The sequence below is a fragment of the Shinella sp. OV683 genome, from assembly GCF_057787725.1.
Window position 1 is genome coordinate 4,535,734 of sequence record NZ_CM173543.1, and the last position, 15,895, is coordinate 4,551,628.

14 protein-coding genes are annotated in these 15,895 nt (G+C 60.7%); 6 read left to right on the forward strand and 8 right to left on the reverse strand.

Going from position 1 to position 15,895, the window contains the following annotated elements:
- Positions 1-246: 246 nt before the first annotated feature.
- From ACXHRN_RS21870 to ACXHRN_RS21890, 5 genes are all read left to right on the forward strand, one after another.
- Positions 247-2,370 (forward strand): ABC transporter permease, encoded by a 2,124-nt coding sequence (locus ACXHRN_RS21870; protein WP_488638402.1) that lies wholly within the window; start codon positions 247-249, stop codon positions 2,368-2,370.
- On the forward strand, positions 2,367-3,416 hold the full coding sequence (locus ACXHRN_RS21875) for an NHL repeat-containing protein (protein ID WP_488638403.1): 1,050 nt from the start codon (positions 2,367-2,369) through the stop codon (positions 3,414-3,416). Before ACXHRN_RS21870 ends, ACXHRN_RS21875 begins: the two co-directional genes overlap by 4 nt.
- Positions 3,416-4,930: a sugar ABC transporter ATP-binding protein gene (locus ACXHRN_RS21880; RefSeq protein WP_488638404.1), complete on the forward strand. Its 1,515-nt coding sequence runs from the start codon at positions 3,416-3,418 to the stop codon at positions 4,928-4,930. The genes ACXHRN_RS21875 and ACXHRN_RS21880 overlap by 1 nt, the downstream gene beginning before the upstream one ends.
- A gap of 24 nt (positions 4,931-4,954) precedes the next feature.
- Complete coding sequence (locus ACXHRN_RS21885) at positions 4,955-5,365, forward strand: carboxymuconolactone decarboxylase family protein (RefSeq protein WP_488638405.1); 411 nt, start codon at positions 4,955-4,957, stop codon at positions 5,363-5,365.
- 120 nt (positions 5,366-5,485) lie between these two features.
- The gene (locus ACXHRN_RS21890) at positions 5,486-6,079 is read left to right on the forward strand and encodes a DJ-1/PfpI family protein (RefSeq protein WP_488638406.1); all 594 of its coding nucleotides are present in this window, start codon (positions 5,486-5,488) and stop codon (positions 6,077-6,079) included.
- A gap of 22 nt (positions 6,080-6,101) precedes the next feature.
- Here ACXHRN_RS21890 and ACXHRN_RS21895 read toward each other — a convergent pair whose 3' ends face one another.
- Positions 6,102-6,524 (reverse strand): FCD domain-containing protein, encoded by a 423-nt coding sequence (locus ACXHRN_RS21895; RefSeq protein WP_488641979.1) that lies wholly within the window; start codon positions 6,522-6,524, stop codon positions 6,102-6,104.
- Between the two features lie 58 nt (positions 6,525-6,582).
- Between ACXHRN_RS21895 and ACXHRN_RS21900 the strand changes: the two genes are divergently transcribed.
- Entirely contained in the window at positions 6,583-7,779 is a 1,197-nt protein-coding gene (locus ACXHRN_RS21900; RefSeq protein ID WP_488638407.1) for an ROK family transcriptional regulator, read from the forward strand.
- Positions 7,780-7,782: 3 nt separating this feature from the next.
- Here the strand turns inward: ACXHRN_RS21900 and ACXHRN_RS21905 are convergent, their stop codons facing one another.
- From ACXHRN_RS21905 to ACXHRN_RS21935, 7 genes are read right to left on the reverse strand one after another with little or no spacing between them, the layout of a single operon-like run.
- The gene (locus ACXHRN_RS21905; protein WP_488638408.1) at positions 7,783-9,798 is read right to left on the reverse strand and encodes a beta-N-acetylhexosaminidase; all 2,016 of its coding nucleotides are present in this window, start codon (positions 9,796-9,798) and stop codon (positions 7,783-7,785) included.
- Positions 9,799-9,818: 20 nt separating this feature from the next.
- Positions 9,819-10,289, reverse strand: a complete 471-nt coding sequence (locus ACXHRN_RS21910; RefSeq protein WP_488638409.1) for a GNAT family N-acetyltransferase — start codon at positions 10,287-10,289, stop codon at positions 9,819-9,821.
- 11 nt (positions 10,290-10,300) lie between these two features.
- Positions 10,301-11,230, reverse strand: a complete 930-nt coding sequence (locus ACXHRN_RS21915; RefSeq protein WP_488638410.1) for an ABC transporter ATP-binding protein — start codon at positions 11,228-11,230, stop codon at positions 10,301-10,303.
- Positions 11,227-12,042, reverse strand: coding sequence for an ABC transporter ATP-binding protein (locus tag ACXHRN_RS21920; RefSeq protein WP_488638411.1), 816 nt, complete (start codon positions 12,040-12,042; stop codon positions 11,227-11,229). The genes ACXHRN_RS21915 and ACXHRN_RS21920 overlap by 4 nt, the downstream gene beginning before the upstream one ends.
- Complete coding sequence (locus ACXHRN_RS21925) at positions 12,039-12,941, reverse strand: ABC transporter permease (RefSeq protein WP_488638412.1); 903 nt, start codon at positions 12,939-12,941, stop codon at positions 12,039-12,041. Before ACXHRN_RS21925 ends, ACXHRN_RS21920 begins: the two co-directional genes overlap by 4 nt.
- The gene (locus tag ACXHRN_RS21930) at positions 12,938-13,921 is read right to left on the reverse strand and encodes an ABC transporter permease (protein WP_488638413.1); all 984 of its coding nucleotides are present in this window, start codon (positions 13,919-13,921) and stop codon (positions 12,938-12,940) included. The genes ACXHRN_RS21925 and ACXHRN_RS21930 overlap by 4 nt, the downstream gene beginning before the upstream one ends.
- A gap of 25 nt (positions 13,922-13,946) precedes the next feature.
- Positions 13,947-15,647: an ABC transporter substrate-binding protein gene (locus ACXHRN_RS21935; RefSeq protein WP_488638414.1), complete on the reverse strand. Its 1,701-nt coding sequence runs from the start codon at positions 15,645-15,647 to the stop codon at positions 13,947-13,949.
- Positions 15,648-15,895: the final 248 nt, after the last annotated feature.

Here is a 15,895-nt window from a genome sequence, read left to right on the forward strand (position 1 = left end):
AGCGCCCCCTCATCCGACCCTTCGGGCCACCTTCTCCCCGTTGGGGAGAAGAGGTAATTCGTTGATCCACTGCTGAAACTCTTGAGCCTCGTCGAGGCGGTGAGGGTCGGGAGGCATCAAAGCAAGCTCCCTCTTCTCCCCAGCGAGGAGAAGGTGGCCCGAAGGGTCGGATGAGGGGGCTTGCGACCAACGAGGCAGGGCATCACCTGCCTCAGCAAATTAAATCCGACGCGGAAAATACGGCAGATGACATTTCGTGAACGCTTGCAGGCATGGCGCTACAATCTGATCCCCGATCATCTGGTCGGCGAGATCCTGACCAAGCGCTGGACGGACAATGCAATCCCGTTTCTCGCATTGGTGATCGTGGTTGCGAGCTTCGGCACCGCCATTCCCGGCTTCTTCAAGCTCACGTCCTTGCAGGATTCCACCCGCCAGCTCGGTGAGTTCTCGATTGTCGTCACCGGGCTGACGGTCGTCATGCTCGGCGGCGGCATCGACCTTTCGGTCGGCTCCATCTTTGCTCTGGCCTGCTTTGCCGGCGTTTCGGTGTTCTTCATCTTCGACCTGCCGGTGTGGGTGGCACTCGCCGCCTGCATCGCCACCGGCATCGCCTGCGGCGCCATCAACGGCTATCTCGTCGGCTACCTGCGCCTGCGCGCTTTCCTCACCACGCTGGTGACTTTCATCATCGGCCGCGCCGTCTACGATATCCTCGTGGTCAATTTCGCCGCCCAGATCCAGATGTCCATGGCGATGTCGGATATCTGGGATTTCATCGGCGACGGCACCTTCCTCGGCATTTCCGCGTCGGTGCTGACGGCGATCGTGTTTGCGATCGTCACCCATATCGCGTTGACTCGGTCGCGGCCTGGCTGGCATGTGCTTGCCGTCGGCGGTTCGCGGCGCTCGGCCCACAATGCCGGCATCAAGGTGCGGCAGACCGTGTTCATGACCTATGTGTTTTCCGGCTTCTGCGCGTCGATCGCCGGCTTCCTGTTTGCCTGCCGCCTGTCGGGCGCAGGACCTGGCACCGGGCTCAATCTCGAAATCCTCGCTCTGACGGCGGCTGTGGTCGGCGGCAATTCGCTCGGCGGCGGGCGCGGCTCGGTGGTCAAGGGGCTGATGGGCGCGATTATCGTGCTGGTCATGACCAACGGCCTGATCCGGCTAGGTTACGGCACCGGCACCAACCAGATGGTGCTCGGCCTGATGCTGGCGGTGGCCGTCACCATCGACATCCGCTGGCTGAAGAACCGTCACAAGGTGCTTAACGAGGTCTATGTCGCCCCCGTCTATCTCAAGATGGGCGAGACGCAATCGGCCGAACCGGGCTCGGGCACGCCCTATGCCCTCAACAATGCGCTGTCGAAGACAGACTATATCGGGCTGGGCGAACTCGAAGGTCCCGAAGACGTCATCCTCGACCGGGACGACCATCTTTATGCGGGCACAAGGCATGGTGAGATCGTCCGGTTCTTCGCGCCGGACTACGTCAAGTCGGAGGTCTTTGCCCATGTCGGCGGTTTTCCGTTGGGGCTGGCGTTCGACAAGACAGGCAACCTGATAAGCTGCGTCGGCGCCATGGGGCTTTACTCGATCTCTCCGGACCGCGAGGTGGTGAAACTGTCGGCTGAAACATCGCGCTCCTGGACCTCCGTGGTCGATGACGCCCGCCTGCGCGACCCCAACGATTGTGACATCGCGCCGGATGGCCGGATCTATTTCACCGATTCCACCAAGCGTTACGACGCGCATGACTGGGCGCTGGATTCGATCGAAAACCGCGCCACCGGCCGCCTGCTGGTCTACGATCCCAAGGACGGCTCGACCACGACCCTGCTCGACGGCTATCGCTATGCCAACGGCGTCTGCATGGCCCATGACGGCAGGTCGCTGTTCTTTGCCGAGAGCTGGGCCTGCCGCGTGCATCGCTACTGGCTGGAAGGTCCGAAGGCCGGCACGGCCGAATGCGTCATCAAGGACATGCCGGGCTACCCCGACAATATCAACCGCGCTTCGGATGGCGGCTACTGGATGGCTTGGCTCGGCATGCGCACGCCGAGTTTCGACCTGTCGCTGCGCCACCCCGACATGCGCAAACGCATGACGCGGCGCCTGCCGCAGGACGAATGGCTGTTCCCCAACATCAATACCGGCGGCGTGGTAAAATTCAACGAGACCGGCCAGATCATCGGCACGCTCGGCGACATGACCGGCGTCTCCCATCCCTCGGTGACCTCGATGCGCGAGCACAAGGGCTACCTGTTCGTCGGCGGCATCCTCAACAATCGCGTCGGCCGCTATAAATTGCCGGATGCAGATCCCACCTGGACCGGTTCGGTCTCCTATTGGGGAGCGTCGAAATGATCTTTGATCCGATCCTCGATCTCTTTCGCGGCAAGGCCGTGACCATTCCGCCGCTTGATGGGGCGTTTCGTCCGAACACAGTGCTGGATGATGCGGACGTGGTTGCCGATCTCTCCGAAGTCGATAGTCTCCTAGTCCGCAATGGCGGGCTGCTGGCGTCCAGTGGCAACGCCGTGTTCTCGATCGTGGCTGGGAACGAGCCTGTCGTTGTCGAAACCTATCAATCGCCGGTGACCGCGCTCGCGATATCTCCTTCGGGCGAGATAGCCGTTGGTCTTGACACCGGCAAGCTGTCGGTCGCTGGCCGCGAAATAGAACTGCCGCCCTCCATTCGTTGCATCACGGCGCTGGCCTTCGGTCCGGATGGCGCGCTTTGGCTGGCCAATGGCTCGGCGCATCATTCGCCTTCCGCCTGGGCTGCCGACCTGATGCAGAAAGGTTCCTCCGGCAGCATCTGGAAACGCGACGGGGGTGCTTCAAGCTTCCGCGAAATCGCCAATGGACTCGCCTTTCCCTACGGCCTTCATGTCGAGGCTGATGGCGTGGTGGTCAGCGAAAGCTGGCGTCATCGTCTTGTCGGCATCGGCAATTCGGGTGACCGAAAGGTGGTGATCGACCATCTGCCGGGTTACCCTTCCCGTCTGTCGCCAGCTGCCGATGGCGGGGCGTGGCTGTCGATATTTGCGCCGCGCAACCGGCTGATCGAATTCGTGCTACAGGAAACCCATTATCGGCAGGACATGATCGACAGCGTGCAGCGCGAGTTCTGGATCGCGCCTTCGCTCGCCTCGAGCCGCAGCTTTCTGGAACCGCTACAATGCGGGGCGATCCGCTCGATGGGCGTACACAAGCCGTGGTCGCCGACACGGTCCTACGGCATGGCGGTCAAGCTCGATGCGTCGTTGTGGCCGGTTTCAAGCGTCCATAGCCGTGCCAATGGCACCCGTCACGGCACAACAAGCGCTATCGAAATTGACGGCAAATTGCTGGTCGCCTCGAGGGGTGGCGATTGCATCCTAGCGATCGATCTTGTGGAGGCATTCTGATGGAGACCACCGCTATCGGCGATGTCATCGTCCGGCTTGAAAACGTCACCAAGGCCTATCGCGGCGTGCCGGCCGTCAAGAATGTCAGCTTCGATCTGCGCAAGGGCGAGATCCATGCCCTGCTTGGCGAAAACGGCGCTGGTAAGTCAACGCTAACGAAGATCATTGCCGGCGTGGTCGACATGACCTCGGGCAAGATGTTTCATCACGGCGCGGAAATCGCCTACGCGACGCCGCATGCGGCACTCGATGCCGGTATCGCCATGGTGTTCCAGGAAACCAGCCTCGTGCCGTCCATGACGGTGGCGCAAAACCTTTATCTCGGGTCCGAAGGCTTTCTCAACCGGCTGCGCGGCATCTACATCGCGGCGCAGCAATTCCTGCAATCGCTGAATTTCCCGGTCGATCCGACGGCGATGGTCGAAACTTTGGGCGCTGCCAAGCGGCAGATGGTGGAGATCGCCCGCGCCGTGCATCACAACGCCGAGATCATCATTTTCGATGAGCCGACCGCGACGCTGACGCCGGAAGAAAAACGCCACTTCTTCGCGCTGGTCCGACGCCTCAAGGCGCGCGGCGTGTCGATCGTCTTCATCAGTCATGCGCTGGAGGAGGCGTTGCTGCTCTCGGACCGGATTACCATTCTGCGCGACGGCGAGTTGGTGGCCTCGGGCGAGACAAAGGATTTCGACCGCGAGAAAATCATATCCGCCATGGTCGGCCGCACGCTGTCGGGCGAGCTTTACCGTCAACGCAACGAGGCGACGTTGCGCAAGCCCGGCAAAAAGGTCCTGTCGGTGCAGGATATTTCGATGAGCAATGTCGTGCGCAACAATTCGTTCTCGATCTTCGAGGGCCAGATCACCGGCGTCTTCGGGCTGATCGGCTCGGGCCGCACCGAGACGTTCAAGGTGGTGTCCGGCATCTACAAGCGCGACTTCAATCGCGGCGGCACGATAGAGCTCGACGACAAACCGGTGCGCTACACCGTGCCGCGCGAGGCGGTGAACGACGGCATTGTCTATGTCACCGAGGACCGCAAGAGCGAGGGCTTCTTCGAGACCATGTCGATTGCCGAGAACATGTTCTCCGGCCTGCTGTCGGCCGGGCGCGAAAAGAGCGCCATCATCAGCATGAAGGAAATGCATGCGGTGTCGGCCGAGTGGAGCAAAATGCTGAACATCCGCGCCATCAACGACAATGCCCGCGTCGTCGAGCTATCCGGCGGCAACCAGCAAAAGGTGGTGATCGGCAAGGGGCTGGTGCAGAAGCCGCTCATCGTGATTTTCGATGAGCCGACCCGCGGCGTCGATGTCGGGGCGATCGCCGAAATCCACCAGATCATCAATGGCCTTGCCGACCAGGGGCTGGCAGTGGTGGTGATCTCCTCCTATCTGCCGGAGATCATGAACCTGTCCGACCGTATCCTAGTCTGCCGGCAGGGGCGCATTGTCGAGGAGTTCTCGCCGACCGAGTCGACTGAAGAAAAGATCATGTATGCCGCTGTTCACTGACAACCGGCACAAGGAGGAATAGCCATGGCAACCGTGAAACTGCTGACCGAGGCCGAGGTCGACGCCATTCCCACCGCCAAGGCCGTGTTCGACGATATCCGCACGACGCGCAAATCCGATTTCATCAACAATTTCTGGCGCGGGCTTGCCAATGACCCGCCGCTGCTGAAACGCACGTGGGAAGGCCTGAAAGCAGTGATGGCGGTGGAAGGCGCGCTCGATCCGCTGGTGCGCGAGATGATCTACATCGCCGTGTCGACCGCCAATGGCTGCTCCTATTGCGTCCATTCGCACACCGCCGCCGCCAGGGCGCGCGGCATGACCGACGCGCAGCATGCCGAGCTTTTCGCCGTGATCGGGCTTGCGGCACAGACCAACCATCTGGTCACCGCAATGCAGATCCCTGTGGATCAGGAGTTCGAGGTGAAGGGCTGAGAAATATAGCGCCTGAAGAATTGCTTCCATCGCTCGACGGAAGACAGTATCTCTTGAGCATAAAGTGTGGAGGCACTTTATAGCCAGTAAATTTTTGAGATCCAGGAGGAGGGATAGTACATGCCAGGCAAGAAAATATTGATGCTTACGGGGGAATTCACCGAAGAATACGAAATCTTCGTCTATCAGCAGGCCATGGAGGCCGTGGGCCACACCGTCCATGTCATTTGCCCGGACAAAAAGGCCGGCGATCTGATCAAGACGTCATTGCACGATTTCGAGGGCGATCAGACCTATACCGAAAAAATGGGCCACTACTTCACCATCAACAAGACTTTCTCGGAAGCGGAATCAAATCCCGGGCAATATGATGCGGTTTATTGCGCCGGTGGCCGCGGGCCTGAATACATTCGAACCGACAAGCGCGTGCAGGGCATCGTCCGCCATTTTCACGATGCGAAAAAACCGATCTTCACCATCTGCCACGGTGTGCAGATTTTGATCGCTGTCGATGGCGTCGTCAGAGGCAAGAAGGTGGCAGCACTTGGCGCCTGCGCGCCGGAAGTCGAGCTTGCCGGAGGAACCTATATCGATGTGTCGCCGACCGAAGCCTATGTCGATGGCACGATGGTTTCTGCCAAGGGTTGGACAGGTCTTGCCGCCTTCATCCGCGAATGTCTCAAAGTACTCGGCACCGAGATCAGACATAGCTAGCATTATCGGCGGTCAAGCGGCGTTACTTACGCGCCCGGCTGGCCTTCGCTTCTTCGAAGGCCGCTTTCTCCTGGGCCGTCACCAGCACATCGCTCCATTTGATATCCTGCTGCATGGCCTCGCGGGCAGCTTCCGGATTGCGCTGCTTTAGCGCTTCGATAAACTGGAAGTGCCTGTGGTTGCTGGCCGTCAGTTGCCGCACCGGGATTTCCTCGTGGAATGTCCTGAGAAACGGGCCCATCAGAGTCCACATATTCTCACAGATGGACTCGACGTAGGGCATGTCGGCATATTGCAGAATCCGGAAGTGGAAGTCGCGATTGGCACGGCTGGCCGCCTCGAGATCTGTGGCGCCATAGGCGGCCGACCGTGCAGCCAAGGCGCTACCCGACCGTTTGATATTTGCGTGACCGGCATACTGGCTATCGTCGCCGTAACCGCTTATGCGATATAGGCAAAAGCACGAATTCCCGCGCTAACCGATCCGATGTATAAGTCGAGACATGAAATCAATTTCAGGCACAAATCTCGCGCAGGCGAAATCCCACAATCGACGCGTCGTGATCGAGGCAATAAGGACCAATGGCCCCTTGTCGCGCGCGGCGATTGCCCGCCTGACAGCGCTCACGGCGCAAACGGTGTCCAACATCGTCGAGGAACTGGAGAGTTCGAAGCTGTTGCAGGCTGACGCCCAGCAGCGGCTGGCACGGGGACAGCCGATCATCCCGTATTCCATCAATCCAAACGGCGCCTATTCGATCGGCCTCGAACTGGAACGCGACCACGCCGCCGGTGTGCTGACGGATCTCTCCGGAACCGTGCGGGCCAGGATCCTGCGGCCGATCGACCGGCCGACACCGGCAGAGGCAATTCCCATCCTCGCCGAAATTACCGAAGAGTTGCAGCGCAGCTATCGCTTCGACCGTCATCGCCTTCTCGGGGTTGGCATTGCCATGGCAGGGCGCTACGCAACGGAAGGGGTAACCTCGCTGACGCCGATTGCTTTGCAGGGATGGCAGGACTTTCCGGTGGCGGCGGAGTTGCGGCGTCTGGTTGGGGTGCCGGTGCTGGTGGAAAACGATGCAACAGCCGCGGCCATAGGCGAACGGCTCTATGGCGTTGCCCGCGGCCTCAGCAGCTTTATTTATCTCTTCCTCGGCGGAGGCATCGGGGCCGGCATGTTCCTGGATGGGCACCTCTACCGAGGCAGCCGAAACAATGCCGGCGAAATCGGACACATCATCGTCGTCCCCAATGGACTGGCATGTCCGTGCGGCAAGCGCGGCTGCCTTGACAGATATGTGTCGCTTGGCTCCGCCTACGAACATCTGGGAATCCGCCCGCCGGAAAAATACTCCGCAGCGGAGAGCGACGACCCGATCAATACAATCGGTTCAGCGCTGGATGGCTGGCTGGATGCTGCGGTTGAACCGATGCGGCAGACGATCGACTTTCTCGAACTCGCCTTCGATCCCCAGACCGTCGTGCTTGGAGGACCGATGCCGCCGCCGCTGCTGAAGAGCCTGGCCCGGCGGCTGGAACCGCTTTACACCCCGGTCAACCCGACCGCGGAGCGGATCATACCGCGCATCATGGTGGGGGCGACCGGCAAGGATACGGCGATACTGGGCGCCGCGGCATTGCCGGTCTTTTCAGAGACCAACCCGCAATTCGATGTGCTGCAAAAGCCCGTCGGTTAGGTTTCAGGGATAGTCGTAGAGCACCGGCATCAGGCCGGCGGCCGCCTTGAAGCGGTCCCACGACTTGTCTTCCGGCTGTGTCCAGGCGCTTTCGGCGATAGCGGAAAGGCGTGGGAAAACCAGCCGGTCGAAGACGGCGCGGTCCGTCATGGCCTCCGACCAGATGCAGGCCTGTATGCCGCGCAGCTTCTGTTTCTGCGCGTCGCTCCAGCCTTCCGTCGGATCGAAATTGTAGGTCATTTCCGGCGCGGACCATCCGGCCCAGCAGGCGCCGGGCTCGTCCCAATCGGGGCTATTGGCCATGTCGAGATAATAGGCCTGACCGGGGCAGACGACCATGTCGTAGCCTTCACCTGCCAACGCTGCCGAGATTTCGACATTGCGCCAGCCGCAGAGATAGCTCCTGGATTTGTCGATGACATTGCCGTGCGCGGCCTCTTCCCATCCGCCGGTGATGCAGCCTTGCGCGGCCAGGAACTTCTGGACTCTCTCAAGGAAGAGGGCCTGGAGGATAGCGGTGCCCGATCCATTGATGTCGTCGGCGCCGTGGGTGTTGGTGATGACGTTGAGGCGCTTGGCATGGGCCTCGGCCATCGCCTCGCCGCCGATCTCGCGCAGTTTCGCCAATGCCTCCGGCGATCCGGACCATGCGCCCAAAGGCACCTCGTCGGCACCGATATGAATGGTCTTGAACGGAAACAGTTCGATCAATTCGAGCAGGATGGTTTGGAGAATTTGGTAGGTCTGTTCGCGGGCGGGATTGACGCAGTTGTCTGGGAAGCCCTGCACCGAATAATAGCTGCCGATCTCGTCGGGATCGCGAAGTTCGGGAATGGCCTTTTGCATGGCGAAGCAATGGCCGGGAACGTCGATTTCCGGCACGATCTCGATACCGAATTCCTGTCCATGAGCAACGATCTCGCGGATGGTGGCCTTGGTGTAATAGCCGCCGCTTCTTTCGGGACCCGTGCCAAGCAGCGGCGGCACCGCCAGTCCGTGGCCCCGCCAGGCGCCGATCTCGGTGAGCGCAGGGTAGGCGTCGATCTCGACACGCCACGCCTCGTCATCCGACAGATGCCAATGGAAACGGTTGAGCTTGTTCCATGCCAGGATGGCGAGGAGCTTCTTGATTTCGGCCTCGCCGTAGAACTGGCGGGCCACGTCGAGATGAAGGCCGCGCCAGCCCATCGCCGGTTCGTCGCGGATTTCACCAGTGCGCGGAAAACTGTAGGCGTGCGGGTAGAAGCGCGCGCCCCGCCAGATCTGGCCAAGGGTGACCAGACCATATAACAATCCCGTCTGCGTACTGCCCGATATCGTCACCGCTTCGGGAGAGAAGACCAATTCGTAGGCTTCCGCTGCATGGCCGTCTGTCAACCGGAGGGTGACCGGCAGTCCACCTTCGGACGCGCCACGCACGATGCCTTCGACGGCAAACAACTGTTCGGTCAAATCAGTGAAAGCATCCGCGGCAGCTTTGGCCTTGGGATCGACAGCGCTGAGCGCAAGGCCCGCCGGCACAGGACGGCCGCCGGATATGGAGACGTGGTTCGGCCATGGCACGATCGACAGGGGCGCCGGTGGCGTTTGAGGCACGGGATAAGTTTCCGCTCCCCGCTTCGGTGCGACATTGCTGCCGAAAAGCCGTGTCGGCGTCGTTTGGAGCGACAGGGTACTGCCGTCGTCGAATGCGACATAGGCACTTCGGGCGCCATCCGTCCAATGGCGAAACGGCCAGCTCAGGGCATGGACCGAGATCGTCCACGTTTCGCCGGTCGCCAGCACGAAATCCTCCGGCGGCAGGAATTCGGTGAAATTCGACAGCCTCTCGCTGACCGTGCCACCGTCGATCTGGACCGAGGGATCGACGCGGCCGGGGCCGCTGACGCATAGGCTGAAGCGAGAGAGCGGCTGCGATGACAGGTTTTTCAGGCTCAGCGCATAGGCCGGCGCGCGGTCGTCCGAGGCTGGCCTCCACGACGTCTCGAGCTGCAAGGCAGAGGGGAGCATTGTCGACATGATATTCTCTTTGAACGGGGTCAGACTTTGAGCAGGCCGGCATAGACGCCGGGTGCGGAATTGGGGATCGGCATGGCGCCGACTGTTTTTTCGTAGAACGCGGAGGGGCCGACATCGCCGATGATCGAGTAGCCGTAGCCCATCGTCTTCAAATCGAGCAGGCAGGCGAGCAACAGCGCGTGACCGATGCCTAGACCGCGTGCTTCCTTCTCGACGCCTGTTGGACCGAAGAAGCTCCGGGCTATGGATTCGTGGCAGGCAAAGCCGATGAGCTTCTGGTCGCGCGTGGCGATGAAGCATGTCGGCGGCTGGCGTGTCAGGGCGATGGCTGTTTCGCTTGCCCAGCCCTCGCCGAATTTCTCGGCGACCCATCTGGTCACGAGCATGGCTTCCGGAGCGAGCGCCCTGCGGATGGTGACGCCAGCTGTCTTCATCTTGTCTACGAGGGCGGCGTCAGGGCCGACGTGCGAGAGATTGACGAGATAATCCATGATGAATTCCTTTAGCTGGCCGCGAGCGCGCGGACGAAATGGTTCGGTCCGACCTGTGCGACCCCGGCCGAGGTCGGACGGCTCAGCGCGCGGACTTTCTCTGCCTGCTCGAGGAAGCGCGCGCTTTCACCGATGACGAAGGGACGGCTGCCATCGGGGACAGCCGATAGCAGCAGTTGCGTATAGGGATGGCGGGCCTCGCCGATGACGGCATTGGTGTCGCCCCATTCCACCATCTGGCCGGCAAACATCACAACGATCTCCTCCGCGACATGGGCCGCCGTGGCGATATCGTGGGTGATATAGAGCAGTGCCAGGCTCTGTTCGCGCTTGATGCGTGCGAGAAGTTCCAGCACGCCCAGCCGGATCGACACATCGAGCATCGATGTCGGCTCGTCGGCGACCAGCACGCTCGGCCGCACGGCCAGCGCCCGGGCGATGTTGACGCGTTGCCGCTGGCCGCCGGACAGTTCGTGCGGGAACTTTCTGCGGGTTAAAGCAGGGTCGAGGCCGACATTTGCGAGCAGCTCGGAAACTGCGTCGGAGATGTCAGCCTTTCCTATCGCATGGCCGTGCAGGATGACCGGCCGCGACAGATGATGCTCGATCGAGAACACAGGATTGAGCGAGGAGAACGGATCCTGGAACACCATCTGGACATCGCGGCGATAGGCGCGCTCGTCACTCGTCGTGCCGATTGAGGTGAACTCCCGCCCGCGAAAACGAAGGTGGCCCGCCGTGGGCTGATCCATCCGGGCAATGATGCGGGCACAGGTGGTCTTGCCGCAGCCGGATTCACCGACCAGAGCGAGGGCTTTGCCCGGGGTCAGTGACAGAGAAATGCCGCGCAACGCCTGAACGGGACCGAAGCGACGCTCGATACCTTCAAGCTGGATGATCGGCTCGGCGTCAACGACAGGAAAGTGGGGAGCGACGCTCATGCTATCTCTCCGGTCAGGCGGGGCCGGGTCGGAAGCTGCGGAATGGCATTCCAGAGCTTCCTTGTATATTCGTGCGCGGGCGATTGGCTGACCTGCCGGACATCGCCGACTTCGACCAATTCACCTTTCAGCATCACCCCGATCCGATGACAAAGCTGCGCCATCAGGTGCAAGTCATGGGTGATGAACAGCACCGAGAAGCCGTAGGTGCGTTGCAAGTCGATGACCTGTTCGAGGATTTCGCGTTGAACCACGACATCGAGCGCCGTCGTCGGTTCGTCCATGATGATCAGCTCAGGCCTGAGCGCCAGGCAGATGGCGATGACGATGCGCTGGCGCATGCCGCCGCTGAATTGGTGCGGATAATCAGAAACCCGGCTGACGGGAATGCCGACCAGCTGGAACATCGCCTCCGCCGTTTCTCGCGATTGGCTTCGGGAGCAACCCGCGTGCCGGTGGAGCACATCGTGAAATTGGGCCTCGACCCGCATCAGCGGGTTGAGCGAATTCATGGCGCTCTGGAACACCATGCCGACCCGTTTCCATCGGACCTTCTGCATCTCGCCTTCCGGCAGTTTCAGCAGGTCCTGACCGTCGAGAATGATCTCTCCGCCCGCGACCCAGGCCGGCGCCTTGGCAAGCCGCGTGATCGCATAGGCGATAGTGCTCTTGCCGCAGCCGGATTCGCCTGCGAGGCCGAACAACTCGCCCCGGCCGATATTGAAGGAGACATTCTTGACGGCCCGGAACTCGCCCTTGTCCAGGAGGTAGTCGACATCGAGATTGCGGATTTGCAGCAGGTCGTCACTCATCGCACGGCCCCCAGATTGCGGTTGCGGGCGCGGCTGAGCCGGAGCCAGCGGCTAAGCGCCGGGCCCGAGCGCAATTGCGGATTGGCAATCTCGTCGAAGGTGAAATTCACCAGTGCAAGGCCAAGGCCGATCAGCGCGATGCCTGCGGCGGGCGCACCGATATCCCACCAGGCACCGAGGATGATCGCCGAGGAATTCTGGGCATTGTAGAGCATCGTCCCCCAACTGACCAACAAGGGGTCGCCGAAGCCGAGATATTCCAGCGTCGTCTGGGCGACGATCGCATAGATGATACTGCCGACGAGGTTGATGCCGATCAGCGGCAGAAGGTTGGGCAGCAATTCGACGAAGATGATGCGCCAGCGCGGTTCGCCGATCATTTTTGCGGCAGTGACGAAATCACGGTTGCGCAGCGCCAAGGTCTGTGACCGCGTCATGCGCGCACCCCACGGCCATGAGGTCAGGGCGATAATGGTCATGATCGACAGCGGCCCGACCGTGCCGGCAAACGAGGCCAGTAATATCAGCAGCGGTATGTTGGGTATCACCAGCACTGCGTTGGTGGCGAGATCGAGCAGTGCGTCGGTGCGGCCGCCGACATAGCCGGAGATCAGCCCTATCGCCGTGCCGATGAGGGTGATGGCGATGCCCGTGGCAAAGCCCACCGAAATCGACGTCCGCGAACCCCACACGAACTGGGTGTAGACGTCGCGGCCCATCTTGGTCGTCCCGAAAACGTGCTCGACGGTTGGCGGCTGATGCGAGCGACCGACGCGGGCACCCGGGGCACCGGACGCGATGATCGGGGCGAAGATGGCCATGAGGCAGAGTGCGCAGATGATCACCATGCCGGCGACCGCCTTCTTCTGCTGCAGGAGAATTTTGAGACCCGACATCATTCGGCAGCATCCCGCAATCTGGGGTCGACGAGACCGTAGACGATATCGACGAGAAGGTTGGCACCTAGGGTCGCCAGTGTCATCAGCAGAAGCTGTCCCTGAATGACGGGGTAGTCACGCGCGACGCTGGCGGTAAACAGTGTCAGGCCGAGACCGGGATAATTGAAGACGATTTCGGTGACGATCGACCCGCCGAAGACGGCGCCGAGCATCAGTGCCAGATTTGTGAGGACCGGCAGCATGGCGTTGCGCGCGCCGTAGCTGAACATCACTGTGCTGGCCCTCAGCCCCTTGGCCCTGCCCATGGTCACATAGTCCTCGCCGAGCACCGAAATCATCGACGACCGCATGGTGGTCTGGAACTCGCCGATCAGATAGGGAGACAATGTCAGCACCGGCATGATGGCATGAAAGAACACGCTGCTTGCGAAGGTAAAATTCAGGCCGGGATCGAGGCTGGGATCGTAGGCATAGCCGACCGGAAACCAGCGCAGTGACACGCCGAACACGAACAGCGTCGTCAGTGCGACGATCACCGGCGGAACGGCGATCATCACCACCGATAGCGGCGAAACGATCGTGTCGAACCGACCGCCGCGCCGCCATGCGGCGATGGCGCCCAGCGTCGTGCCGACGCAGAGGGAAAAGATGATGGCGGTGGTGACCAGGAACAGGGTCCACAGCGTCGAGCGGCTGAGCACTTCGACCACGGTCTGTGGATAGTACTTGACCGAGACGCCGAGATCGAGCGTCGCAAGTCCCTTGACATAATCGATGAACTGGCCGGAGATCGACATGTCGACCGCGCCGAACCGCGCCTTGATCGCCTCGATCGCGGCGGGTGTCGCGCGCGATCCTAACTGTGCAATCATCGCATCCACGGGAGTCCCCGGCATGAGCCGGGGAATCGTGAAGTTCATGACGATCGCGAACACAAGCGCGGCCGCGTAGACGCCAAGGCGTCTGGGGGAAATATACATTCCGTTTGCTTCCTTCGGCCGTTGCTTATTGCACGGGCTTCAGACGCAACAAATGTATCAGGCGCATACGGTTGTTGTCGTGGTTTTCCGGGTTCATCACCGGCTCTTTCGAGGTCACCCAACCGGTGAACCGCTTGGTCGAATATTGATACCAGGTCGGGCCATTGAACACTGGGACCATTGGCATGTCGTCGGCGACGATGACTTGAACCTCATCGAACAGCTTTTTGCGGTCCGCGTCAGCCGTTGCCTTGCGGTAGGCGTTGAAAATCGCATCGAGCTTGGGATTGGAGTAACGCGACGGAGCCGTAGGAACGCGGCCGGCAAACGCCGTCGACATCGATTGATAATAGCCACGGAACGGTGTCGAGCCGTCGCCGCGTGATTGCAGCGCAACGTCGAAACTGCCGTCGAGCAGTTGCTTCTGCCACTGTTCATATTCCGGCGTGCCCACGGATGCGTTGATGCCGGAGGCCCGCAGGCCTTCCGCAGCAATCTGGGCTGTGTCGATCCAGTCGGTCCAGCCGTTCGGAATGACGATCGTAAACGCGATCGGCTTGCCGGTCGGCGTGGTCCTCAAGTCGTCGGCACCTTTCTTGTAGCCGGCATCGTCGAGGATCTTGTTGGCCTTGGCGACGTCAAAGCCCATCCATTCATCCTTTGGACCTTCGGCAGCCGTGTTGCGCCAAGCTTCGAAGCGCGGCGGCAGGCCGCTGGCGTGAAGATTGACCTTCGGATAGCCAAAGCTGGCAATATCGACCATCGAGGTCCTGTCCATCGCCAGGCTGAAAGCGCGCCGGAAATTCAGGTCGTTAAAGGCCTCGGCATTGCCGGCATTCTTGCTTTTCAGGTTCATCTGGAAAGCAACCGTCTCGGCCGGTGGCTGCCAATAGCCGTTGTGTTCGGGGTCGAGAGCCACGAAAGTCTTGTCGATCTCGGGCAGGAACGAGCCGATCCAGTCCATCGTGCCTTCGGGCAAAAGGGCAAGCATCTGGTCGTTGCCGGCGATCTGCGGCAGCTTCAGGCAATCGACATGCAGCGAGGCGGCATCCCAGTAATTGGGATTGCGGCATTGCTCATAGACCTGCGGCGTAAAACGGCGGATCTCGGTCATCGGCCCGGAGCCAACAGGATTTTCGTTCTTGAATGCGATCGGATCAGCGACGTCTTTCCAGATATGCTCGGGCACGACAGCCAGATCGGCAAGCGATGCCGGAAATTCAGAATTGATATCCTTGAGGTTGATCTTGACTTCCTCAGGTGTCGGGGCCTCCACCGATGCAACGGTCTCGCCGACGCCGGCTGTGTCAGTGGCCGGATTTTTGAGCATCAGGTCGATTGTGTACTTCACATCCGCTGAGGTCAGCGGCTTGCCGTCGGACCATTTCACGCCGGGGCGCATCGTGTAGGTGATGGACTTGAGATCGTCGGAAAATTTGAAAGCCGTCGCGAGGCGGAAAATTGGTTTGCCGCCATCGTCGGCGTTAAAAATAACCAGCGGCTCGTAGATGAAGTCCAAGGTGCTCTGGCGGCGGCCGCCGAGATCGAACGGGTTGAAGTTCCTCACCCAGCTGGTCTGCTCCTCGATATGCATCGAGAGTACGGATTCGGCCTTGGCAGCGACACTGAACGCGCCGCCATAAGCCAGTGATGCACCGACCGCGGTAGCCGCCAGAAGCAGCGTGCGTCGGGTAACCGCGGCGTAACCATTTGTTTTCATGCTCATTTTATTCCCCTCTTCGTTTTGATCTTATAGAGTCAATCAAATTGATTTAATCAAACATTGATTTTCAGCGGCGGTCAATCCGGGCTCGACAAAAATCTGTTGTTCGCTCTGTTTTGGCGACCCCGGTGGGCGTGAAGTTCAATCAGAGATGACGGGCGCGCCGATAAGTGCCCGCTCAAATCGTGAAAGCCGTCAGCCATTCCTGACGCGGCAAGGGTACGGCGTTTTGAGGATGCTCGTCGCATCGA